This window comes from Pseudoalteromonas maricaloris, from assembly GCF_024746855.1.
In the GTDB taxonomy this organism is placed as follows: Bacteria; Pseudomonadota; Gammaproteobacteria; order Enterobacterales; family Alteromonadaceae; genus Pseudoalteromonas; species Pseudoalteromonas maricaloris.
This window is the reverse complement of record NZ_CP024626.1, coordinates 1,070,545-1,094,823: the sequence shown is the minus strand read 5'-3', so window position 1 is coordinate 1,094,823 and position 24,279 is coordinate 1,070,545. Positions and strand designations below refer to the sequence as shown.

The window sequence follows — 24,279 nt, the reverse complement described above, 5'->3', positions numbered from 1 at the left end:
TTTTCCTTTTAAACCGAAGCTACGGACTCTGCCGCTTCGTATTGATTCTGGGAGTAAAGCGCTGAAATTTGCTGCGCGAAATTAGCTAAAATCACGTCGCGTTTAGGTCTACCGTTCGCGGTAAGCATGCCGTTACCTACCGAAAAGGCTTCATCTACGCGCACATAACGTTTTATTTTTGCGTAATCAGGGAGTTGCTGGTTGGCAAGTTCAATGGCGTTGTCAATCACAGCTGCTGTTAGTTGTGTCGGGGTATAAATAAGCGCCGTTAAAAATGGCTTGCCATCACCCACCACAACGCATTGCAGTAAAGGTACATAGGCAAGCAAAACGGACTCCGGCCACTCGGGAGAAATATTGCGTCCAAAGCTATTGATCAGAAGATTTTTTAGCCGGCCTTCAATGACAAAATGCTGCTCACGCTTCGACACTCTATCGCCGGTTTTTAACCACGCATCTTGGGCTATCGCTTCGCCGCCCAAGTAACCTAAAAAGTTATTCCCTTTGATCTCTAACTCATCTGCCACAATACGTGCCTGAATATGAGGCAGTAACTTACCGACGCTACCATCTTGCTCACCAGTATTCAGTGCAACAACAGACCCTGACTCGGAAAGTCCATACCCTTGAAACACAGGTAAGCCCAGCTGTTTAGCTTGCTGTAGCAGTTCAGTGTCAACTTTCGCGCCACCGACTGCAATAAAGCGTAAACTTGCAGGGGGTTGCCATCCTTGCTGCGTGGCACTTAGCAGGCAACGCAGCAGCTCAGGCACTAAAATTAAGCTATTTGGTTGTACTTCACTTATCTTTTGCAGCAACTTTTGTGGATATAGCAACTGGCTGCCCGAAAAGCCTAGCGACGCTAGTTCGGTTACCTCAACCATGCCACCACTCAACAGCGGCGCATACACACCCGCGATGTTTTCTAGCAACACAGGTAGCGGTAATAAACACAAGTGCTTAGGGCGATTAAGTGCGATGGTTTCGCATAAACTGCTCGCCACGACAAGCTGGTTTTCAACCGACAGACATACGCCTTTTGGTGCGCCTGTTGAACCTGAGGTATAAGTGATCTTTTGCGTTTTAGGAAAATAGGTTCCCGTACTTTCGCACCTAGTTTGATATACATAGATTGCTTGACCATAGACATCCAACACCGAAAATTCAGCGCTATTTTCAAGCTTGGTATCGCTGATCAACCAGTTTGCTTTTGACTGCTCAAGGGTGTGTTCAACTTGCGCTGTGGTAAAGAAATGAGGTACTGGAATAGACACTTTATTTGCTTGTAATAGTGCAAAATCTACCAATAACCAAGCGATAGAGTTGTCTAACGAAACCGCAACACTCTCGCCACTCATCACAATAAAGCGCTCTGCCAAAGCTTGCGTGTAAGACTTTACCTCAGCAAAAGTGAGACGAGTTTGCCCTTGTTGTAAAATCACATCACTGTCTTGATGTGGCAGTTTTTTTAAGAAATCACACATATAAAAATGCCCCTTTTAAGCTCGCGATTTCGACCTCGAGTCCTTGTAGTAAGTGTTGATACATTTCAGTGTTTGTGATCACCTGCTGGGCTTGATGTAAATCGACCGAACAAACCATCGGAGCACATTGGTAATAGCTGCCATAATCTTTAGCTGAGGCGATAGTGCCGTGTGCCAAAGAAATCTTGTTAACCTCGACTTGGCATAACTTCATCAATGCACGCACTTGTTTGGTTGCCGTAAACACCAAGTAGCGGATGTCACTCTCAAGCAGTGCTTGAGTCAGTACAATAAAGTGGCTTAACGTTGCCATTCGGCCTGTTGAGAACAAATTGCCAAGTTCCGCGATATGATTACGCTCTGAAACCGTTGAGAGACACAGCTCTACCGGACGATTAAGATACTGCTCCACAAATAATGCGTCTTTGGCTGCAAATCTAAGACCTAAAAAGCAATCGCTTTGACGGTAGTTTAAATGGCTTAAAAGGGGATAATACTCATGAATGTCAGCGCCAAAAGCATGGGCAAAACCACTGTGGATAGCGTGCTCCAATTCAGCGCGCGCGCCGCAAGTCTTGTTTGCCCATCTAAGACGACTTTGTGAGTTTGTTGCTTGTAGTGCTTCGCCCATCGTTTTCACACCTTTCCTGTTCTGATGTAAAAACTTTAAAAAGCGAAAATTAAGAAAACCTTAAGTTTGAAAAAAGGACGAAAAAATTTTTCGAGATACGCATTCTACTTTTAAAACGCTTGCTTTCGGCTAATCACAAATACAGCAACGAGCGATACCAAAATAAACAGTGCAGCGAGTAAGAAGGTCAGTGAAAATGCCATATTAAGTTGTGCAGAGCTTGCCAAGGCCGCACTCTTTACCTGCAACAACAGGCTAAATACACCACCAAGTAATGAGGCTCCAGTCATTAGCCCTAAGTTTTTACATAAATTAATGAGCCCTGATCCCATGCCCTTTTCTTTTTCGGCTACTGTCATCATCACAAAGGTATGGTGAGCCGCTAGAAACAACTGCCTTCCGGGAGTTAACACAAATAACGCCACAACATAGCCATAAAGTCCAAATAATGAAGGTAGGATTGCAAAGCTAATTGTCCCAATAAGGATCATCAGCAAGCCCAAAAACATAGCAAACGCGATACCAAAATGATCAACCACCTCGCCTGACGGATAACCAGCGACAGCAGCAATACAAGGTCCAATAGACACAATAATACCAACCGTGACCGGGCTCAGCCCTAACGCATAAGTGAGATAAAAAGGTCCGACAACTAATGTCGACATCGCGATGGCGTCAACTATAAAGCTTACGATTAACGAGGTGTTGCGTAGCTTGTGTTTCAGAAAAGCCAAACTCACAAGTGGAAACTGAGCACGCTTTTGACTTTGTACAAAACAGTAGATAAAAGCCACAGAAAAGAAGAAAAATACGCTATGTAAGACAAGGCTAAACGAACTACTCGATGGCATAGCCAACACATAAAATAGGCATGACGCCGACAGCCACACACTTCCAATAACATCAAAACGCTGTGGCTCAGGTGGATTTGCGACATCATCAGACAGAAATCTTGCTATTAAAAAGTAAGCTGCACCTCCAAGCAATATCATCAACCAAAAAGTGAACTGCCATGATAACCACTCTAGCATTGCGCCACTTAGCAATGGCCCCAGTGCCGTGCCAATCGCAGCGGTAGTACCGAGTAGCCCCATTGCAAGTCCAACTTTACGCTTTGGCATCGCAACGCTTGCCAGTGCAAATACTTGAGATAATAACAGCGCAGCGCCAATGCCTTGAAACAGTCTAGCAGCAATCAACATCCAAAGATTTACGCTCAGCCCAGCGACAATGGAGCCCACACAAAAGACGCTGATCCCAATGCGAAGTGCCCTTTTTCGGCCAACGCTATCTCCAACAGCGCCAGCACCAAGAATAAACGCGGTAAGCGAAAGTAAATATGCCACAACGACCCAATTCACCAATGCCTGCCCCACGCCAAACTCCTCAGCAAGTGTTGGCAACAAGACATTGATACTACTCATGCCAAGCGTTGGCAAAATGAGTACCACAGCCAAGCTGAACAACACCCGCTTTTGTCCGGCTCCCAGAGCAGTTTGATCCTCTGTATTTACTGTATCTTCTAACATGCGTTACCACTCCTACCATTGCGCCATGCTAATAAGTGGTGACTGTACTACTTCAAGTAAACTTGAGGTCAAGAGTGTGGTTAGGTTTGAAGCTTGATTGGATTAACTGGATTAGCAGCAAAGCCTTAGATAGTTTTCGCGAATCGAAAGCCAGTAACTTAACGTGCTGAGCAGCAGTGATTGGACCTCCGCCACAGCACTTTGATTATTAGATCCCTAAAACCTTGCCGCTATGTTATTTATCACATTTTGAAACTGTGATTGTTGTCCAAAAACCTCTATTTTATGAATTACTTGCGCTTCAAGAACAAACACTATCCCGTGTGTTTCCTCTTTGTTGTAACTACTAAATATCGTAATTTCTTGAATAGATTTTTGTTGGACATTCTGTATTTGATAGGTGCTTGCGACCTCTTCTGAAAGTATCTGGAGCCAAGCTGGCAATTTCATTCTTGAATCGACCTCAAACAAACTCCGTACAAATTGATGTTCATGCCCAGATAAATCAACAGCAGGTATAAATCTTTTCGGATCTAACGTTTCGTGAAGCAACTTACTGTATTTAAACGCCAACACTAACGTTTCAGACACATGCGAAATAGTGATTGGTGAGTCAACCTTTAACTTGACGACCTTCGATAAGATAAGCTCTTGAGCGCTAACCTGCGTGCCCCAAAGCAATAGAAAAGTTGCAAATATCATCCTTATCATGCGTTGTTCCTTTCAATTTATTTTATGTGGTTGCCGCAAAGCGATTTAGCTTTCAGAGATTTCCTTGCAAGCAACTCGCTTTTGATTGCATAAACGGCAAATAGCCTAGCCTAGAGCACATAAATTAACTTTACCTTAATGCTGTTACCTCACAAACTTGATTGCACCAGTCACATTTCTTATCAATCATGTTTCCCAACTAATTTGCACTATTTTTGGCGTCATAGCATGACGGTAACCATTTGTTTTTATTTCTTTTAATCTGGTGAGCGTGCAGATATTTTTGAGAGGGAGTGCCGTATAAAAATAGGTACATTTATTGATGCATTGAAAAGAAAGTTTCAGTATGATGATTTATTGGCCACTTTGGAAATAATAACAATATAATAAATAAGGAATAATGATGAAATACCTTGCCATTTTTTTGCTCATGTTTGCCTCTTTTCAGAACCATGCGGTTGTCAAAAGACATGATGTTGACCCTGACTTGTATAAGGTTAACAGCATCCCGCAGTTTTATGTTGATATGCCATTCCAAGGCGGTTCGGTGTTAATCGATAAGCATTGGTTATTGGCACCAGCTCACGTCATTTATACGTTTATGTATGACTACCAAGGCAAACCTATCATGGTACATGGCGTTGAAAATCAAATTGCACAAATCATTATTCATCCGGATTACAAAAAGGTAGAAGGTGATTGGAGTGAAGGCGACCCGGCACCGCTTATGGAGCAGCTAAATAACGCCAAAGACATTGCGTTAATTCGCTTAAGTAAGCCTGTGACACACATTCAACCCATCGCTATATATGAGGGAAATGAAGAGTTAGGTATGGAAATAACTGGGTTTGGTCGCGGCGCTATCGGAACGGGAATAACGGGTGAAGAGCACGACTCTGAGGGACCAAGCCTAACGACCTATGCATGGTATCAAGTCACCAAATTTTTCTCAGATTGGGCGTTCACTCAAGACGACTATCAAATGCATGTTTACAACAACGTGATCACAGAAGCAAAAGCCCACTGGCTCAGATTTACCTTCGAACAAGGAGCCGATGCGCTACCGTTAGAAGGCACCATAGGCTCTGGAGATAGCGGCGGCGCAGCAATCATTTATCAAGGCTCAACTCCGGTATTGGTTGGATTGGCAGCGTGGCGAGAAATTGAAGGCGATTTGGAAAATTATACTTTAGGTAAATACGGTTCAACCGCCGTATTAACGCGTGTATCTTATTACCAAGATTGGATAAATAAGCATATCAATAAAGGTCAGTAGCAAGTATAGCGCGTCTAAAAAGCAGACCATAAAACGGTTGCTAAATTTACCAGTGTCCATAGCTAGATACGGAGACTTTATGGATTACGAAAGATTTTTACCTAGTGAAAATTTGTCCTCATTTATCAATTGCTTTTGGACACTGGAAATTACTGCAGATAAAAATGCCGCAAAGCAACGTATTGTCCCCGACGGCTGCATTGAGCTGGCCTTTATATTGGGCGACGATATTAAGCGCTATACATCAGAACATGACTACATACTGCAACCGCGCGCAATGGTACTTGGACAAACCGTTTCACCTTTTTATATTCAACCAATCGGATACGTTCATACCTTTGCAGCCAGCTTCTTTCCTTATGCCTTTTCCCACTTTATTTCGAAACCTATAAAAAACTTAAAAAATCAAGAAACATCGATTTACGAATTATTTAAGCTAGATGAAGCCGCAAAGCTTGAAAGCGATATCATCCAAGCGCGAAACACAAGCCAAAGGATTGAGATTTTAGAGGCCTTTTTCCTTTACAAGCTCAGCGACCCGCAGACAATTGAGCACATTGTAAAAACAACGGTAGATATTATCTTTGCACAAAATGGCGATATATCTGTTAATGCAATCACCAAATCAAATCCCAATAAAAGACGCCAACTAGAGCGGAAATTTTTAGACCTTGTCGGTATTAGTCCAAAGCATTTAAGTAAACTTGTACGCTTGCAAAGCGCTTTAACACTCCTCATAAATCGTGAAGACAATCTCACCAACATCGCGTACAAAAGCAATTATTATGATCAATCTCACTTCATTAAGGACTTTAAAGCGCTCACTGGGGTAAACCCGCGAGCGTTTCTCGATGACGAAGGTATGACGCTTTCACGACTTTTCTATAAATAGTCCTGTCGCTTTTTTACAATTAATTGTTGTCTCCCCGCATTATCTTAAAGTCGAACTCGTTGAGCCTTAAACGAGCCCAGTAAACCCAACCTAGTCACCAATAACTAGCCGACACACAATAAAATAAGGACGATAACATGCACAGCTTCGCATCAATTTTTGAAATTCCAGCAACCGACTTAACCCGCGCCGTAAAGTTCTACAGCAGCATTTTTGCGGTCTCCATTGAAACCATAGATATGCCTGAAATGACAATGGCACTCTTCCCGTACGAAGGGCAATCTACCGTAGGTGTGATTGTTCAAGGTGAAGGTTGCACTCCTTCCAGCACTGGCGTTACTTTGTATTTAAACGCGGGTGAAGATTTACAGCTGGTGCTATCAAAAGTAGAAGAAAACGGTGGGAAAATACTGACCCCCAAAACCCCACATGCAGACGAAAGCGGTTTCTTCGCGTTATTTATAGATACAGAAGGTAATCGCTTAGGTCTGCACTCACCAAAGTGAATTCGCGCTTTCATGGTAATTGGAATAAGTTAATACTTGCGATATAACTCTGCCCATAAGCAGAGTTTAATTTTTAACAGAGGTAAGTTTGCCATATTCGCTTATCCCATAATACTTTGCTTGGATAGTGCTGTTTTTGCGCCGCTTTGGGCTTTACTACTTTTTCCCGTCTTTCTGTTGGTTGACTTTGATTAATCATTATTGTGCCCTCGAGTATGACCTCTTCGAAGTGCACATAAAGGGCAGTGAAGATTTGCATGTTTTCGCTCAAGACTAAAGTAATTGCATTGCCCGCTTAGCATGATGTACAGCAACTTAAAGTATGATTCTTTTGGTTTTACTTTCTGAGTTTGTTCCTTCATCGCTCACCATCTTAAAAATTAAAAAAGTGTGAATAAATAGTCTTATGAATACTTGAACGCATATTGCACTCACCTGCACTAATAATTATCACATGCTCTAGAAGTAAGAGAATATATGAGCTTTTGTCCAATGTGTTTGACGATTCATAGTGGTTACAGTTAAAAATAAAACATTGACAGTAAGAAACATAAATTTCACAATTATACATATTCACCCATTCATAAATTTGGCAAGGACGATGACAGAGCAGGAAAAAGGCAAGACGAAAATGATCGAAGATCTTAGCTTAATTGGCTCTAAGTTCAGTGGTGAAAATATTCTCTACATGCGTTTATCGCTCGGCCTTAGTCTTCGAGGTTTTGCTAAATTCTTAAATATGGGTGTCTCTCACCAAACAATCAGTAATTGGGAAAACGAATATTGCAAACCTTCTCATGGTGCTTATGAGGAGTGTGTAAACAAGTATTTGGCTAAAAAACATAAAGTAAAACAAAACCCTGCTAGAGTACTGTTACTAAACCCAGCTACTGTGCGATACTTAAAATCGTTACTCAGTTCAGTTTCGAAAGAGGAACGCCAACAATTTTTAGATAAGCTAGACGATGGAGACCGCTAAGCGATGAACTGCATGCGTAAAAACCAACAAGAAAATCTAAAGGCGCGGCAATGTGAATATGTTTTTACAGAGTTTAATGGAGACTTACCGCAATGAAACCTCATTCAAGACACGAAAAAACAAAGTTAAACATACAACAATGTAAACATGTATTTGGCGGTGTTGGTGGCGGCGGAGATGTCGGTGGAGACCCTCAAGCTGTTTACAAGAAAGTGACTGAAACAGTGACCTTTCCAACTGTACAGTGGGATAAAAAATGCAATATTTAGCGAGCTTATTCGACAGTCCGAGAATTTCAGTTACTGAAATAATCTTCTTTATTTTACTCATAAATATAATAATCCTATGCCGCAAAGATGGACATAGAGTATATTTGGCTTGGGTACTATTTTTTGAAAAGATTATCGACCTATCGATAAAGCCTATTTTGCCATGGGATTTAATCATATCTCAAAGCGTATATTTTTCTCTAAACATCATGACTCTGCTTTTAATTGTTTATCGTGTTTCACTCATTAATTATTTACGCAGTATCACGCCTTTCAAATTCAAGCTTTTCAATAACAATAATACAGCCAAAGAACAAATTGCGATCTCGTATATTTATGGCTTTGTCGCCATACTCTGCCTTGGAATGATTGGTGAACATATTCTTAGGCATCCAGAATTGATAGGCCTCTCAGAAAGCTTGGCTATTCCAATTCGTTTACTGTACGACTCATATCCTTTAATAGTAACAGCCCTTACATATTTGCTAATACTAATCTTATTTATTATGACCATTGATGGCTGGGCCATTAGGAAAATGCGAGCGATGGAAGAGAAAAGAAACGCCAAAAAACGCTTAGGTTAAGTGTCTTACTCACGATATAAAAACAGTAGAGTAATGGCTCCCACATAGGACTCATTACTCTACTAAACGCAGCACGGGAGTCATTATGGGTTTAGACCATATAGTTAGCTGGAAGCATCATGGAAATAATTAGAAGCAAAACATTCACAGCACAACGCGCTTGGGGCGCAAAAGACATCGCCAATATGAATGGTATTACAACCCGCCTGCATTGGACAGATCAGCCTTATAAGTGGCATGTTAATGATGGTGAAGAAGTCTTTGTCGTGTTAGATGGCGTGGTTGACATGTTTTATAAAGAGGATGGCGTTGAACAATCAGCCCTATTGCAAACTGGTGATATTTTTTATGCGTCAATTGGTACTGAGCATGTTGCCCACCCTCGTGGAGAGGCGAGAATTTTGGTCATAGAATCCGAAGGAAGTGTATAGGGTCGGTGTTAAACACCGACCTCTATTAAACAATTGTCAGAAGCGGAGATTCATTTAGGGTGCTCATAAAGTCGCCCTGGCAGCAAGAGAACTCAATAACGCTCGGCATAGCCGCTTCGTCACATTTGAGCCATTAGTTAACTGCACTCTTCTATTTGATCAACATCAGCAAAACAACAATTGCGAATTAGTAGGGAAAATTATTTTGCTTTATCCATTGTATCGCAATATCTAGAGGCTCTGCTTTATTAGTATTGTGGCCTAGCGATGGAAATAATACATATTCAAAAGGCTTGCCCTTAGCTTTCATCCTATTCAGTTGCTCGATACACATTTTGACTGGGACCTGTATGTCCTGCTCTCCGAAGAGCCAAAGCCCAGGTATCGATAAAGAATTCAAAGAAATTTTCGGGTCAGTTGCTTTAAAATCATATCTGTCAGGATCATGTAAAGTATGTTCACGCGATTCTTCATCAGTATGAGTTTCCCAAAAGTCTTCCCTACCATTTGTATAAAACTGAAATCTAAGTTGTTCCAGAGTTGTGATTGTAGGGCTACTGAAGAGAACCATAAACTCTACTGATTGATTATTGAGTGCGGCAATTGGAATAATCCAGCCAGCCTGACTCGCACCAATAAGTCCAATCGATAACTCTTTGTCATAGCCATGAACCACATCTACCGCAGCACTTGCATCTTTCGCAAGCAAAGTTAAATTATCAACACTTATATTATTGGTTCCCACCTGAGGCCCTACGTAAACGCCACCAGATTCACCAACCCCACGCTTGTCGTACGTCAAAACTAGTAAGTTTCTCTTAGCCAGTGACTGTGCTAACTTAGTCATTCGTGGGACAGGATCAGAGCCGTGCACTAATACTACTGCAGCTCGCGCATCTTTAGGTATATACATGCTCCCTGATAATTGTACACCTTCGCTTTCAAAAACGACCTCTTCTACAATAGTAACGTCATTTGGTTGGTGTTTTTCTTCGTTGAGAGTGTGACTTTGGTCTCTATTGTTTGTAGTACAACCTGACGCAAAAATTAGTAAAAACAAAAAATATCCGAGGTTTCTCATTTTTTAATCCATTATGAAATTAAAGAAACCTTGAGACAGCAAGGTTTGCGCCAACATAAAAACCAATGATTTCAGTTCTTTAATATTCTCATTTTCGACTAGAGTACTCAATATGACCACTAATTAGTTATACTGACCATCTATTGAAAACCCGTCTGAAATTGGTCGTTTTTTGAAAATGTAAGCCCATGCCTAAGTGAACTACACGAAGGGATATTTTGAATGCCCGTTCATTGCTCAAATCTGACCCTTAGTTCATTTATGTTAACGGATTTTGTAGCATAAATGAGTTAGTTGAACACCTGCTATGCAGCATCGAAGACTCTCCCAAGAAGAGCGCCGACAGTCTCAAATTCGCTCTTAGCAGCCATAACTCCCTTCAAAACGGCATGATTAGATGTCAGCGACGACAATTAAACCCACTATCGCCTTGAATTTTTGCAAACCACTACACCTCACTCAAATACTGGATCATCCGTCCTGAGCGTTTCTCTTCTTTAAAGTCACAACTGGTTAGACGATATTAAACGAAGTTATCTGTTAAACAGCGGGTGTCGTGGATATCGCCAAGTAGAAACACTCGGCAATCGCCGCTTGCTAATTGTGATGGGTGTCAGTTATTTTTGTATGGTTATCTATAAATTTATCGACTAGATAATGATTATCCAATGCCTTTTTCACTGTGAGTGGCAAGTTTTTTACATGCCTTGTTCCGCCAAAATCGCCAAGCAGATTTCCAAAATAAGAATCTGCATTGGGCTGTGCTAAATAATTCAAAGTAGCTACTGTTAAATTTGATGGGACTCTGACCAGATCCTGAGTTCATCTAAAATACTCAGTGCGGTTTTGCCAAAATCGGTTAATTCATAAGTTACAGCGACAGGTCTGTCACTTATCACTTTTCTACGAACCATCCCTTCACTTTCTAGTTCCTTTAGGCGTTGGTCGACCATTTTTTTGCTGGCACCGCCAAGCATACGGGTTAAGTCATTAAACCTTACAGGTTCATCTTTAAGGTGATAAATAATGGAACCTTTCCACTTTCCGCCAATTAAACGCATGCCTTTTTCGATAGCACAGGGTTCAGTGCATGCATTTAAAACTTTTTTTCTACCTTTACTGTCTGTTTTTACGATACTTTCCATCAGTTTTCCTAAAAAACAACTAGGTTACTAAAAGTATACTAATTGATAACTTAAATCAGGTTACTAAAATATACCACACATTGATTGAGTAGGAGAGTGTCTCTCTTACTTATTTTTGCTGAAATTTAGTTTGGAGTTGTTTTATGAGCACTACTGATCTTAAAAACGTATTAATTATTAATGCCCACCAATATTACCCATTCTCTGAAGGTAAGCTAAATGCAGCCTTGATTGATAAGGCAATAACCATGCTGGAAGATAAAGGTTATAACACGCGCGTAGTAACAATGAGTGACGGGTACGATGTGGAGGAGCAATTAGCACTTCATCAATGGGCAGACATTGTATTTTTGCAAACACCAAGCAATTGGATGGGCGTGTCTTGGTCATTCAAAAAGTATATGGATGAAGTATACACAGCAGGCATGGGAGGAGCTTTATGCGTTGGCGACGGTCGCACAGCAGAATCACCAAAGAAAAACTATGGTAAGGGCGGCACGTTAACCAACACCAAATACATGATGTCTCTCACCTTTAATGCGCCGGAAGAAGCCTTTAATGATCCAGAAGAATTCTTCGATGGGAAATCAATCGACGATTTAATGTTCCCTATGCACATGAACTTCAAGTTCTTTGGAATGAAGCCAATGGAAACATTTGCGTGCTTTGATGTGATGAAAAACGCAGATGTTGAAAACGACTTCAAACGTTTCGAAACGCACATTAACAAGCATTTTTAAGGAACAGTCATGAGCATTGATTATACCAATAAACTTCATGCAGGTTCAGACTTTCCTGCAATTGAAACCAAACTTCTAAATGGTGATATTAAAAAGTTGTCTACGCCTGAAAATGGTTTGGATTGGAAGATGGTTGTTGTTTACCGAGGGCAGCATTGCCCACTTTGTACTCGCTACTTAAACCAGTTAGAAAGTGCGAAAGACCAACTCGCTCAAACAGGCGTAGATTTGATAGCCGTTTCTGGTGACAGTAAAGAACAACTCGAAAGTCATATGGAAAGACTTAATGTGACTTTCCCTATCGCATACGGTCTTACTGTTGAACAAATGCAAGAACTTGGGTTGTTTATATCAGCTCCAAGATCGCCTGAAGAAACTGATCATCCATTTGCTGAGCCGGGGCTATTTGTTGTCAATAATGAAGGAAAAGTTCATGTAGTAGATATTTCAAACAACCCGTTTGTAAGACCTGAACTTCAGTCATTGATTAGTGGCTTAGGTTGGATACGAAATCCTGCAAACAACTACCCTATTCGTGGTATGCATAAATAGGAATTCCTATGAAAAAGGTTGTATTTACTGCTGTTACTTCAGTCCTATTGTTTGGAAATGCGTTTGCACAAGACACGAAGGTCGAGGCTGCACACATTGCATCTCCAAACCAATATCAACTACTGCTAGAGAACGAAGAGGTTACTGTACTTAAAATGACACTCAAACCAGGGGAACAGGATAACTGGCATAAACACAATGCTGAGACTGTTTACTTCGAAAAAGGTGGCAAGGCGACGATAACAACGAGTGAAAAAGACATGACCTTGGAGATCCCGGATGGCTACGTGATGTGGCATGACCAATGGGAACATCAAGTTAAAAATGTTGGTGATACAACAATCACTGCAATTATCGTGGAGAAGAAATAATCATGTCAAAGACACAAATCAACATTGATATCGTTTCTGATGTGGTTTGTCCTTAGCGTGTAATTGACTATGGTCGCTTAAAAGCAAATCGCTGACCCCCACCACTAATTACTATAGTGATGGGGGTCACTTATTTTCTCTTGCTCCCGATAAGGGGGAGGAGTCCATACATCTCCCACAAAGCTATCCGCACTGCTAATTAGGAGGCTATGCTGATAGTTTTTGTAACCCTTGCAAATAGCTTCATCGTAAAAAGCGTAGAAGATCTCACAAGCAACTTATTCCCCCCTCCATCACACCCGAAAAGCATAAGCTGATATGCAATGTGCCGACAGGATGTCGGCTAAGTCTTGTCTGGCACACGGACGTGCCATACAAGACGGTTGCGATACCAATTGTATTAGGTAAATGAGCAATTTGAAGCGGAGAAATAGCTTTAGTAGCTAGGCAAAAATTTTGCTATTTAGTTGTTCTAAATGAGAAATTTTTAACGACGCTAATATGGTATTTCACCCTTCAAATTGATTGGAGACTTAGTGCAATTGGTATTATATCGGCTTAAGATTTGAGGATTGAGTGTGATGCTGGGGCGACGTTTTCTTGGTTCGTTCTTTTTCGTCGTTTAAAAAGAATGAACGAGGAGCGCATGGATGCGCTTTGATATTAAACATGGAGGTTTATGTTGCTAACGGCTGGTAGCTCGAAATGTATCGTGAAGTCAGCCCGTCCTCCAGACAGGTTTCGACGCCCATCCATGGGCTACGACATACTTTTCTTTGATGCCCAAAGAACAAGTATGCAAAAGAAAGGGCACTCCCAACATCACACTGACTCCTCAAGCAAATCGCCAATATGAACGTCACCGCTGTGTAAGGGACATCCCTGTCCCTGTCACAGCTTTTCACGCATCCATGCGTTGAGATGACTCATTGGCACTTTACTTTCGGGTGTGATGAGGGAGACACAAGGCGCTGATAAATTCTTGTGGTGCTTGTAAGCGACTTAGCTGCTTCATGAGATAAAACCAGAACTAACAGACAGCGCGATTTCCCCTCCATCACACCCGAAAAGCATAAGCCGATATGCAATGTGCCGACAGGATGTTGGCTAAGTCTTGTCAGGCACAAGGACGTGCCTTACAAGACGGTTGCACTATATCGGCTTAGGATTTGAGGATTAAGTGTGATGCTGGGGCGACGTTTTCTTGGTTCGTTCTTTTTCGTCGTTTAAAAAGAATGAACGAGAAGCGCATGGATGCGCTTTGATACGTACCATGGAAGGTGACTTTTCCAAAAGACTCGAGATGATGAGTTAAGTCAGCCCGTCCTCCTGACTGGTTTCGACGCCCATCCATGGGCTACGACTTACTTTTCTTTGATGCCCAAAGAACAAGTAAGCAAAAGAAAGGGCACTCCCGACATCACACTAACTCTTCAAGTAAATTGCCAATATGAACGTCACCGCTGTGTAAGGGCCATCCTTGGCCCTGTCACAGCTTTTCACGCATCCATGCGTTGAAATGACTCATTGGCACTTTACTTTCGGGTGTGATGAGGGAGACACAAGGCGCTGATAAATTCTTGTGGTGCTTGTAAGCGACTTAGCTGCTTCAGGAGATAAAACCAGAACTAACAGACAGCGCGATTTCCCCTCCATCACACCCGAAAAGCATAAGCCGATATGCAATGTGCCGACAGGATGTTGGCTAAGTCTTGTCAGGCACAAGGACGTGCCTTACAAGACGGTTGCACTATATCGGCTTAGGATTTGAGGATTAAGTGTGATGCTGGGGCGACGTTTTCTTGGTTCGTTCTTTTTCGTCGTTTAAAAAGAATGAACGAGAAGCGCATGGATGCGCTTTGATATTAGCCAAGGAGGGAATGCTTGATTAGGGATTGTAAATCGCTGACACCTACCACTAATTATTATAGTAATGGGTGTCACTTGTTTTCTCTTAGAGCTGTTCCGTAGCACCTTGTTAAAGCTGTGTGTTCAGAAACTTGCTTTTATCTTTTGTACAAACTGTTCCACTTTTTGTTTTGATACATTTTCACTTTTATACAAAGATAAATACTTAAAACTACACTTGGGAACACACGCTCCAAGCAAAGCTATTTTGAGTACACGCTTGACAGGCTTCCAAAGTACAAAAGTGTCCACCCACCAAGGGGAGCCTAGCGTCGTCACGACTTTAACTTCTGTTAGTTTACTCAGTCGTGGCTTAATCGCCCCCAAGTCTTTGTCGTGGTCATAAGCATGTCCGGGAGCCCAAACTCTGTCAAACCAACCTTTTAAAATAGCAGGGAAACCGAACCACCATGTTGGAAAAACCAACACCAGAGACTCTGCTTCTGTAAGAAGTGCAATATCCTGTTGAACTAAACTGCTATCGAATGAATTATTATAGTAACTCTGCCGCTCTTTGTGTGTTAGAGCAGGCTCAAATTCACGCTGATACAGGTCTAATATACTTATGTCGTACTCTTTTGATTCGAGGTGTTCAACAACCTGAGAACATAAGTAATGACACAAGCTATCTCTAATTGGATGTGCCACTACAACCAAACATTTCATGAAACTACTCCTTTAATTCACGCCTGCTTAAAAGGCAGACAACGCTACTACTTACTTTCCGCTTCACAAAAAACCAACGCATTTGCTATCCCTCTCGCAGCATTTTTTAGCTTTCAAAGCTTTGCTTGAACGCACCATTTTTAGGTCTGCACTATCATTTAAATCAGCTCTAAGCCCGCCAAAATATAGGTCATTGCTAATAGTGAAGGGCGTAATTTATTTTTTCCTACAACAAAGAGATACTCGCTAATAAGCCAACGCATAACTTGACAAGGTAAATTTAGAAAGTACGCCGCACCGTTAAGTTTTGATGCCACTAACGTCTGCCGATGACTTTCAACGTTGTAAATCGGGCTGTTTCTAAGTAAATTCATCATTTTTGTCGGATGGCGTCACCCTACAAAGTTTCATGTTCACGCCTTGAAGATCCGAGTTTGGCACAGAGCCGACCGTCTGTTCCTCGCTTTTAGCAGCTATAGCTCCTTCAAAACAGCTTGATTAAATGTCAGCGAAGACACTTAAACCCACTATCGCCTTGAGTTTTGGCAAACCACTACACCTCACTCAAATACTGGATCATCCGTCCTGAGCGTTTCTCTTCTTTGAAGTCACAACTGGTTAAACGATATTGAACGAAGTTGTCTGTTAAGCAGCGGGTGTCGTGGATATCGCCGGGTAGAAACACTCGGCAATCGCCGGCTGTGAGCGTGTCTGTTCCTCGGGATACAAGGTGGGTTTCGCCGTTTGCTGTGGTGATGGGTTTGTAAGTTGTCATTTCCATTTCGCCAGATTGCACAGCATAAAATACCCAACCTGCGCCATGATCATGGGGCGGGCGGTACGTGCCCTTTTCCTCGGCATGGACTAGCAACATAAAACCATGGTCAGGGTCTTGGTAGAGTGTTTTTGATGCTAGTCTTTCACGCATAATGCTCGCAAGCCAAGGCTCGTGCGGTGGAGACTGAGTAAGTTCGCTTAACAATTCACGTACTGTCACTGTGGTGCTTGAATTTAACCCGCTCCAGCTGGCTTTAATGTCATTGACGATTTTATCTAAGCTATTTTGCATTGCCTCTACCTCTTATCGTTTGTTCACTGTCATTCGTTTAAGAGGAGCATACAACTTCAAGTTCACTTTAAGTCAAGGAATAGAATTGCTCGAATAATAGCGGCGTCGCTTAAAACTGATAACTTAACGAAAGTTTGATGGTGCGACCAAAAATGGGTCTAGCATAAAAGATGGCCTCTTGATGGCTTAAATCATCCCTAGGATTGCCCTCAGTTAGCCCCAAAGCATTGGTGAGGTTTTTAACCTCAAGCTGTGCGCTGAGCTGTTCATTAATTGCCAGCTCGGTAAATAAGTCCCATGTTTGATAGGCTGGTAAGGCAAACCGATTGGCGATATCCGAATAGCGCTTACCAACATACGACCAGGTGATAGCCGCGGTAATAGGTCCTGCTTTGTATTCCGGCGTCAGTCGTAGTTGTAACTCCGGCGTTCGCGTTATTTGATTGCCATTAAATTCGCTTTGTGGCAATTGCTTAGGAATGCCGTAAAACCCAGCGTCTTGCCACACACCTATCGCTCTAAATTGCAAGGCCGGACTATATTGATAGTCAAATTCGAACTCCAACCCTCGAGTTTGGGTATTGATTGAAACGGCTTGTTGAGTCGTAGCCGCACCGCGATACACCGTGAGCGGGAGCGGATCAAATTTGGTCTCAAATAACGCGCCACTAAACTGCCAATCAGCGGTTTGATAACGCAGTCCAACTTCACCTAAAGCCAAGCGAATGGGTTGACCAAAATCTTGTTGTACGCGCTCTTCTTCACTTTTAGCCCACCCGAGGCCATTGCCGTAATTAATGAGCCGTGGCATTTCAAAGGCGTCGGAATAACGTGCAAATATCGCCATAGCGTCGCCGATTTGGTAATTTGCGCCAATACTGAGCGCATTTTGCGTAAAGGAATCACGTAAAGTGGTAGCCGGGAGGTAGTGAGAATAAGTGGCCTTTGATGAGTCTGTGTACGACTTTACCCCTTCAAGTAGCGTGCTGGTGAGATTCAGATGTTCATTACGAAGTGCCAAATCAACTCTAAGGTTTTCAGTGAGCTGCCAGTCTATATTGGCATACAGCGAATGTGATTGAGACAAGCCGCTACCGCTTAAATAAACGGGACCGGCGTAAGATAAAAAACCTTGATCGGTAAAATTGGCAATCACATTTTCTTGCCCATCAACCAGTACGATGTCCAGCCGTTCTGGTTGATGCTTTACATCCGTTAGTAACGCGCCAAGCCATTTATCTAGTGGTAACTCGTCGAAATCACTTCGAGCGTAAATATGGCCGAGGGTCAGTGACCACTGCGCGTCGAGATAGTCCACACTAAAATGATTTACCAGCTGCTGTTGTTTGTAACGTGAATATAAAGGATAACTAGCGGTCACGAGACCATTACCATTAAGCGTTGCAGGGTTGGCAACTAAGGTGTTATCTGAATAACGTAAGTATCGAGGGCGCAATGCGCTATTTGCAAAGTGGCGTTTAAATTCGGTGATATCAGCGTGTTGTAATCGGCTTGTGGCGTCGACTATGGTTTGGTTGCCCAAATTCATTAAGGTATACAAGTCATTGTTTAAACTTGAAAATCGCGTACGATTGCTCAGGTTAACGTGTTCAAAAAGCGGCGTATTAAATAGTAAAGTGTAGCTATTTAGGCGTGTTTGCTGAGCGTCTTCTAAGTCACGCTGCACGCGTCCTTCCGGAGTGAAGAAGGTGAGAGACCTGAGATCGTCGCTCAGTAGCGTTCCATCGTCATAAGGCAGGCTCGCCAGCTCTCGAATTTCGCCGCTATTTTGCATCACTAAAGGCGCGTAAAAACTGGTTTTATCGTTTAAATGTTTATAGCTAAAATCAAGCTCAAATGCATCGGTTAACCAGCTCATGCGCGCACTCACTTGGCCGCCTAAGTCGCTTTGATAACCCGGCTCCCGAATACCATCGGAAGTACGATAAAACCCGCCTACCGTATAAAACCATTCATCATTCAACGCTCCGCTAAACACGCCATCAAAACGAGTGTAGTCATAACTCAATCCCTGACTCACTTTCACTAAATTAAAAGGATTTTCTGAGCCTCGCCTGCCGATATAGTTCACCATTGCCGCAGGCCCGTTCACCGTAAAAATACCGCTACTGCCGCCACGCACCGCTTCAATGGCTTGATGGGTTAAGTCTGGACGTAAAAAAAAGTCCCCCCAAATGCCGTCATAGCTCACGGGCAACCCATCTTCCATCAGGCTGATAAATCTAAACCCCTCGCCGCCTCTAAGTCCCCTTGGCGCAACATTATTGTTAGTTTCGCCACCCGAGTCTTCAACCCAAAAGCCGGTGATATTCTTAAGCGCTTCTGCACTGGAATACGGTGTTTGTTTTTCAAGTTGTAGACTTGCAAGCTGAGTGATTGAAATAGACGAGTTTAAAATGCTACGGTTTTTGCCGCTTACACCCGTTACGATAATGCGCTCAAAGTGTTGTGCAGAATCAAGTTTTTTAGGAGTCACAAAAATACGCTGCTGCTCTTGGTCTAGGGAAAAGTCGTAGGCAGCTTGTTGAAAGCTGGTAAGCAAGACTTGTTCGAGGGTGTAGCGGCCAGTTATCTGCTCAACGCTAATGTTATCTGGGATTTCGGCTGCACTTAACTGCCAGCCACTTTGCGCAGCAATATCGAGTAAACGCTGCTGCAAAGTCGCTTGAGGCAAGTTAAATTGATGATCCGTGGTAGCAAATGCAACGCCACCAAACCATATTAACCACGCTAACAGCGGGATTAATAGCTTGAATAACATAGTTTAAATCAATGTATTTATTATTGTATAAACTTTGTACCACTTATATTGTGACTTTGCTATGACACTTTTAGCTAATTTGCGATTAGGGTGTATTCCTCGCCTTTTTGCATCACAGTGATCGGATAAATCTTTTCTAAACTGTTGAGCCAATCGCCTATTTCAGTGGTTAAAAAGGTGCCGTTGTAGGTCAGTTTTGCTAGGCGCTGATCGCTTAACTTCACTTTGATTTCACTATATCGCGACACATCATTAAGCACATTGCCTAGTTCTGCGTTTTGATACACTAAGTAGCCTTTTTGCCACGCCATGGTCAACGCTTCACCTTGGGCTTTACTACGGGTAACTTCGCCTTGCTGCGTGACTTCTACCGCTTGCCCTTGGGTCAATTTGATCGCTTGTTGCTGAGTCACAGCCACACGGCCCTCAAGCACATCGACTCTAATTGAAGCCGGATTGGCGCGAACATTAAACACTGTGCCTAGCGCCTCAACTTGGCTATTTTGGTAGCGCACGATAAACGGTCTCTGCTTGTCTTTATTCACGCTAAACAGCGCCTCACCTTGATACAACAGCAGTTCTCTTGAAGTGTTGCTGTAGCGAACAGCTAATTGGCTATTGGCCCCTAAATCAACCTGACTATTATCATCAAGGGTAATGGTGCGATGCTCATTGACCTTAGTTTGAAAGAACTCGCTGTACACTGTATCGACAGGGGCTGGCTTAGCACTGGCAACAGGTGCTTGCTGTAGTGGCTGCTCTGGTGCCATAAAAGTCACCAAACCAACTAGCAGTAAAGTCGCGGCAATCGCAAGATACCAAGGCTGAGCGCGGCGTTTGGATTGTGGTTTAATGCCTGTTGCAGCTTTGGCGTTTTCTGCATCCAGCAGTGCAAGCTGCTGAGTAACATAGTCATCGTCAAGTTGGGCTGAAAGCGTCCAAAGCTCCAACATGTTGTTGAACACATCACTGTGAAGCGGATTTTCAGCTAACCACACGTTAAGCGGCTGTGGATATTGAGTGCTGTCATGAGGTGAGATCTGCTGCTCGTCTAAGATTAATAACCAATCAGCGGCTTGTTCTTCAATTATTGCTAAATCGTCAGATAATGGAGTCATGTTTATATCCTTAACACTCATGATCATAGCTCATGCTGTAACTGCTGGTAGCAATGACGAACTGCACGTAATACATATTTTCTTACCATACTTGGGGATATCTGTAAGGTCAAAGCTATCTCCTCATAGCTTTGACCACGTATTTTATACAACAAAAAAGCCAGCCTACATTTGTCGGGTAAGCTTGCGAGAGACTTTTCCATTTCTTTAAGTAGCTCTTGGTTGTGGTGGTTTTGTTCAGGGTTAGCACTTGCGTAAGGCTGTGGCATCTGATCGCTATCGTGCTCACGATCATCAAACGGGCTACGCGCTTTACGCCGCAGCTTATCAATGGCCAAATTGGTTGCAATTTTATACAAGTACGCGGCGATGTAGTTGCTGACATTATCCTGCTCAAGTCCAAGCAATTTCACAAACGCCTCTTGGGCAACGTCTTCCGCCTCACGTTTGTCTAACCCTTTGCCCATAATGTGGCGGATCAGCTTTTGCTGTTGTTTTAAAAACAACTCCTCTACCTGCTGACGACGTGCAAGGTCGTCGTTTGCAGCTGCCGTAGTGGTATCAACGGCTTTACGCTTAAAAGATAATAACGGTGGCATGAATACGCATCCTACTCTTCCATTTGTGTTAGCGTGCAGCGAACCCATAAATTAATAGGTTCGCTGGCGTTGCTTAAACCAATTTGCTTAATTAACCGTTGCGACTCGGCTTACTTTGCCCGAATCACTCACCGTTCTGAGTTGTACTTTAGATGACGCCGTCAATGTCACAGGCCCTTCATAGCGATGCCATGTTGCGCCTTGGTCAACCGAATACTCCGTAGCCATGCCAACAAACCGGGTATTGACGATTAACTTACCACCTTCAATCGCGCCTCCAGGTAATGGAATACGATAATTTACCCCGACCTGCTGTGGTATTTGAGCATTAATATCGACCACTTGGTAATAGTCCAATAGTGGTAGAGCGTATTGTCCTAAAGTGTTGGTAAAGGTGTGCCAAGCCTCGGTAGTCGCTGCGCCTTGCGCTGGCATATCTTGCACCCATGCACGCTCAGCGGCCCCCAGTAATTTCGGGAAAGTCATATAATCAAGAATTTCTGGTGACTTTTGGTTTTCGCCAAAAAGTTGCGCCTGAATACCTTGAACATTTTGTTTACCCGCTTCGCTCAGTAACACCCATTTTGGATCCCACGGTACTGGGTTGCCCAGCTTGTCATGCTCGGCGTTAGCGTAGATATTAAACGGACGATATTCAAACGCCTTTTTGGTATCTGTGTAACCTGCCCAGTGATAGCCAATTTCATCAGGATGTTTGTTATACGCAAGGTCAAGATACAAGTTTGTCGCATGGGCCAGCACGACTTTATGACCTTGGTTCGCAAACTTGTAGGCCTGATGCTCATTGCCCCAACCCCACACGTTATTCCAAAACACGGGGAATATCTCACCGTAACTTACATTACCCGTACCATTGTGCGATAACACATCGCCCCAAGTTGCCATATCAAAACCATGCTGATTGACTATCTGCTTCCAGCGTAAAAAGAAGTAGTCAAACAGCTCTGCATCGGTTTTGCCCGCTGTAGCTGGGTTTTGATCTACCGCCGGAGATTGCGCCCACCATTCATTCGGACCTAAATGTGGCAGCTCGTCACCACCGCCATGCAGCCGAGTCAATGTTGCATCGGGCACGGCATCATAAATGGCGCGTGTTTCTTTCACCACATGGTTGAGGAAAGTAAAAGTGCTCTCAAGTGCTGGGTTCACAAAGTTGTCGGTATAAAATTGTGGGGTGTAATACTGCGACTGGTCGAGCGGATCAATCAACCTAAAACGATTTGCTTCAACTGGGTCGCTATCTTTATATTTGTTGTAGCGATATTCCATCGCTTTGATTGCTGCGCGCGCATGGGCTGGAAAATCATATTCGATGATCACATCGATATGACGGTCAGCGGCATACTGAAGAATTTCTTTAAAATCATTCACCGTGTAGTAGCCCCAGCCTTTACCGAGAAAATTTTGCTGAGCAATTTCAAACCCCTGATAACTAGGCGCGGTGCCTAAGTTTGCAGCGGTTTCATCCGTGGGTTTATTTTCAATCCCATCTCCTGGTGCAAAACCATTGGCAGCTCCCATAAAAGTATGCAGCATCGTGCTTTCGCTCAGGTCATATCCTCGCTTTGCTCCAAACTCCGTGAGTTCAGGAATACCGGGTATTTCTAGTCGCCAACCTTCATCGTTGGCAAGGTTGATTTCAAATTTGTTTAACTTGTAAAATGCCATCAAGTCCAACAACTTAAATACCGTTTCTTTGCTTTGGAAATTACGCGACACATCCAGCATCATGCCTCGATATTCAAACCGTGGTGCATCCAAAATGGTGCTAGCGGGTAGTACGGCATTGTCGGACAAAGTGGCTGAGTTTTTAGCCGTTTTATACACAGCGGTAGGGATCATTTGACGAAGTGTTTGAATGCCATAAAACACCCCTTGGGCGTCACTTCCGGTAATGGTGATCCCCGAGAATGCATCGACCTCAAGCTTATAACCACTTGAATCCGGCTGATTGTCTTGATTGGTATCGAGATTTGGGTCTAGCTGCAACTTGATAAGGTTCGGGCCATTTTGCACAGTGCTATTAATCGCAAATGTGCCACTCAGAATATCGCGCAGCGCAGTTTGTAAGAAGGAGGCTTCTTTGGTCAATGAAGTCGGCGCTGAAATACTGGTTAATTGGCTCATCAAAGTTAAGAATTCATCATTCGGTGTGACCACTGAATGGGGCTGCGGAACCAAGCGATTTTTCAGCGGCAATGTCATGTGCGTCGCGCTGTTTTCGGCGAATCGGATGGCGGACGTTTGCACCGGCATATTATCGTTAACCGCTTGCTTTGTTTGTTTTGGATCGCTTGGATCCATCATCACGTCCACCAGCACAGCTTGAGGCGCTTGATTATTGTAGCTAATGTGAAAACCCGACGGTGAGTCGTTTTTCAGCATTTGCCAATACTGTGCAACGATTTCAATAGTACGAGATTCACCCGGTTGAATGGGGGCAAAACCCGCTGTGGGCTTAAGTACAAAGTAATCACCACTTTTTGCGTCATCGGCATTTTCTAAACTTAGATTCTGCGCGGCGATATGTTGGCGCGCATACTGACCATTTGGATCTAAGTCTGGTAGTACGCTTGCAGGCGGCCTTACCGAGCTAAAATAAAGCGCCCAGCCAGACTCACCCAACGGCTCAAGACCATTATTAGTAATCGTCAAACTGCCAAGAAAGATATTCTCTCCAATGCCATGATCCACGACTTGCCAGCGTAATGCTAAGTTATCTGGATGAGGATGTGCGACGCTGTAGTGGCTCGCAGTCAACAAGGCTAAGCCTGACAGTGAGGCAGTAATTATCTGTTTTTTTGCAAACATGTTGGCTCCTAAAATATTGTTATTGTTCGGATAGAGCGCGTACTGCTGCCACTCTATCTATGTAAACGTTTGAGCCGAGGAAGTTGGGAATGGAATCATAAATAATGCCCTAATTACGTATTTA

Annotated in this window: 22 protein-coding genes and 1 pseudogene; 10 read left to right on the top strand and 13 right to left on the bottom strand. The window is 43.1% G+C overall.

The annotated features are described in order from the left end of the window. Positions 1-8 precede the first annotated feature (8 nt). The 4 genes from CTT31_RS22540 to CTT31_RS22525 form a co-directional block, all read right to left on the bottom strand. Complete coding sequence (locus tag CTT31_RS22540; RefSeq protein ID WP_211856703.1) at positions 9-1,484, bottom strand: AMP-binding protein; 1,476 nt, start codon at positions 1,482-1,484, stop codon at positions 9-11. After that, positions 1,477-2,115: a thermostable hemolysin gene (locus CTT31_RS22535; RefSeq protein ID WP_211856704.1), complete on the bottom strand. Its 639-nt coding sequence runs from the start codon at positions 2,113-2,115 to the stop codon at positions 1,477-1,479. The genes CTT31_RS22540 and CTT31_RS22535 overlap by 8 nt, the downstream gene beginning before the upstream one ends. Positions 2,116-2,225: 110 nt before the next feature. Beyond that, the gene (locus CTT31_RS22530) at positions 2,226-3,644 is read right to left on the bottom strand and encodes an MFS transporter (RefSeq protein ID WP_260492598.1); all 1,419 of its coding nucleotides are present in this window, start codon (positions 3,642-3,644) and stop codon (positions 2,226-2,228) included. A 216-nt stretch (positions 3,645-3,860) separates the two neighbouring features. Further along, entirely contained in the window at positions 3,861-4,355 is a 495-nt protein-coding gene (locus CTT31_RS22525; RefSeq protein WP_211856706.1) for a hypothetical protein, read from the bottom strand. Between the two features lie 400 nt (positions 4,356-4,755). On the opposite strand from CTT31_RS22525, the gene CTT31_RS22520 reads away from it, so the two are divergent. The 7 genes from CTT31_RS22520 to CTT31_RS22490 all read left to right on the top strand — a co-directional run bounded on the left by CTT31_RS22520 (position 4,756) and on the right by CTT31_RS22490 (position 9,292). Continuing rightward, positions 4,756-5,631 (top strand): trypsin-like serine protease, encoded by an 876-nt coding sequence (locus CTT31_RS22520; RefSeq protein WP_260492597.1) that lies wholly within the window; start codon positions 4,756-4,758, stop codon positions 5,629-5,631. A gap of 79 nt (positions 5,632-5,710) precedes the next feature. Then, positions 5,711-6,523 carry a response regulator transcription factor gene (locus CTT31_RS22515; RefSeq protein ID WP_260492596.1) on the top strand — a complete coding sequence of 271 codons (813 nt, stop codon included), beginning with the start codon at positions 5,711-5,713 and terminating at the stop codon, positions 6,521-6,523. Positions 6,524-6,660: 137 nt separating this feature from the next. Then, positions 6,661-7,029 (top strand): VOC family protein, encoded by a 369-nt coding sequence (locus CTT31_RS22510; RefSeq protein WP_260492595.1) that lies wholly within the window; start codon positions 6,661-6,663, stop codon positions 7,027-7,029. A 601-nt stretch (positions 7,030-7,630) separates the two neighbouring features. Continuing rightward, positions 7,631-8,008: a helix-turn-helix domain-containing protein gene (locus tag CTT31_RS22505; RefSeq protein ID WP_010603855.1), complete on the top strand. Its 378-nt coding sequence runs from the start codon at positions 7,631-7,633 to the stop codon at positions 8,006-8,008. A 92-nt stretch (positions 8,009-8,100) separates the two neighbouring features. Beyond that, the gene (locus tag CTT31_RS22500; RefSeq protein WP_172439918.1) at positions 8,101-8,277 is read left to right on the top strand and encodes a hypothetical protein; all 177 of its coding nucleotides are present in this window, start codon (positions 8,101-8,103) and stop codon (positions 8,275-8,277) included. Next, positions 8,265-8,861 carry a hypothetical protein gene (locus tag CTT31_RS22495; RefSeq protein ID WP_099029854.1) on the top strand — a complete coding sequence of 199 codons (597 nt, stop codon included), beginning with the start codon at positions 8,265-8,267 and terminating at the stop codon, positions 8,859-8,861. The genes CTT31_RS22500 and CTT31_RS22495 overlap by 13 nt, the downstream gene beginning before the upstream one ends. A 119-nt stretch (positions 8,862-8,980) precedes the next feature. Next, entirely contained in the window at positions 8,981-9,292 is a 312-nt protein-coding gene (locus tag CTT31_RS22490) for a cupin domain-containing protein (RefSeq protein ID WP_260492594.1), read from the top strand. A gap of 187 nt (positions 9,293-9,479) precedes the next feature. Here the strand turns inward: CTT31_RS22490 and CTT31_RS22485 are convergent, their stop codons facing one another. The 3 genes and pseudogenes from CTT31_RS22485 to CTT31_RS22475 form a co-directional block, all read right to left on the bottom strand. After that, positions 9,480-10,373 (bottom strand): alpha/beta hydrolase family protein, encoded by an 894-nt coding sequence (locus tag CTT31_RS22485; protein ID WP_260492593.1) that lies wholly within the window; start codon positions 10,371-10,373, stop codon positions 9,480-9,482. 612 nt (positions 10,374-10,985) lie between these two features. Beyond that, positions 10,986-11,150: pseudogene (locus CTT31_RS22480) on the bottom strand (ACP phosphodiesterase); the annotation flags it as partial. A gap of 11 nt (positions 11,151-11,161) precedes the next feature. Next, the gene (locus CTT31_RS22475; protein ID WP_260492592.1) at positions 11,162-11,518 is read right to left on the bottom strand and encodes a winged helix-turn-helix transcriptional regulator; all 357 of its coding nucleotides are present in this window, start codon (positions 11,516-11,518) and stop codon (positions 11,162-11,164) included. A 143-nt stretch (positions 11,519-11,661) separates the two neighbouring features. Between CTT31_RS22475 and CTT31_RS22470 the strand changes: the two genes are divergently transcribed. The 3 genes from CTT31_RS22470 to CTT31_RS22460 are packed head-to-tail and all read left to right on the top strand — an operon-like array spanning position 11,662 to position 13,181. Next, on the top strand, positions 11,662-12,258 hold the full coding sequence (locus tag CTT31_RS22470) for an NAD(P)H-dependent oxidoreductase (RefSeq protein ID WP_017217774.1): 597 nt from the start codon (positions 11,662-11,664) through the stop codon (positions 12,256-12,258). A gap of 9 nt (positions 12,259-12,267) precedes the next feature. Beyond that, positions 12,268-12,810 (top strand): peroxiredoxin-like family protein, encoded by a 543-nt coding sequence (locus CTT31_RS22465; RefSeq protein ID WP_211856716.1) that lies wholly within the window; start codon positions 12,268-12,270, stop codon positions 12,808-12,810. A gap of 8 nt (positions 12,811-12,818) precedes the next feature. Beyond that, positions 12,819-13,181, top strand: coding sequence for a cupin domain-containing protein (locus CTT31_RS22460; protein ID WP_039496341.1), 363 nt, complete (start codon positions 12,819-12,821; stop codon positions 13,179-13,181). 1,992 nt (positions 13,182-15,173) lie between these two features. On the opposite strand, the gene CTT31_RS22455 is transcribed toward CTT31_RS22460, so the two are convergent. The 6 genes from CTT31_RS22455 to CTT31_RS22430 all read right to left on the bottom strand — a co-directional run bounded on the left by CTT31_RS22455 (position 15,174) and on the right by CTT31_RS22430 (position 24,155). Continuing rightward, entirely contained in the window at positions 15,174-15,755 is a 582-nt protein-coding gene (locus tag CTT31_RS22455; protein ID WP_211856717.1) for an NAD(P)H-dependent oxidoreductase, read from the bottom strand. Positions 15,756-16,308: 553 nt separating this feature from the next. Then, positions 16,309-16,824 carry a cupin domain-containing protein gene (locus CTT31_RS22450; protein ID WP_260492591.1) on the bottom strand — a complete coding sequence of 172 codons (516 nt, stop codon included), beginning with the start codon at positions 16,822-16,824 and terminating at the stop codon, positions 16,309-16,311. A gap of 109 nt (positions 16,825-16,933) precedes the next feature. Further along, positions 16,934-19,606 (bottom strand): TonB-dependent receptor, encoded by a 2,673-nt coding sequence (locus tag CTT31_RS22445; RefSeq protein ID WP_260492590.1) that lies wholly within the window; start codon positions 19,604-19,606, stop codon positions 16,934-16,936. A 74-nt stretch (positions 19,607-19,680) separates the two neighbouring features. Beyond that, a complete protein-coding gene (locus CTT31_RS22440) occupies positions 19,681-20,724 on the bottom strand; it encodes a FecR family protein (protein WP_260492589.1) in 1,044 nt (347 codons plus the stop codon). A 23-nt stretch (positions 20,725-20,747) separates the two neighbouring features. Then, positions 20,748-21,323, bottom strand: coding sequence for an RNA polymerase sigma factor (locus tag CTT31_RS22435; protein WP_045988918.1), 576 nt, complete (start codon positions 21,321-21,323; stop codon positions 20,748-20,750). 87 nt (positions 21,324-21,410) lie between these two features. After that, positions 21,411-24,155 carry a family 20 glycosylhydrolase gene (locus tag CTT31_RS22430; RefSeq protein ID WP_260492588.1) on the bottom strand — a complete coding sequence of 915 codons (2,745 nt, stop codon included), beginning with the start codon at positions 24,153-24,155 and terminating at the stop codon, positions 21,411-21,413. Between the last annotated feature and the right edge of the window lie 124 nt (positions 24,156-24,279).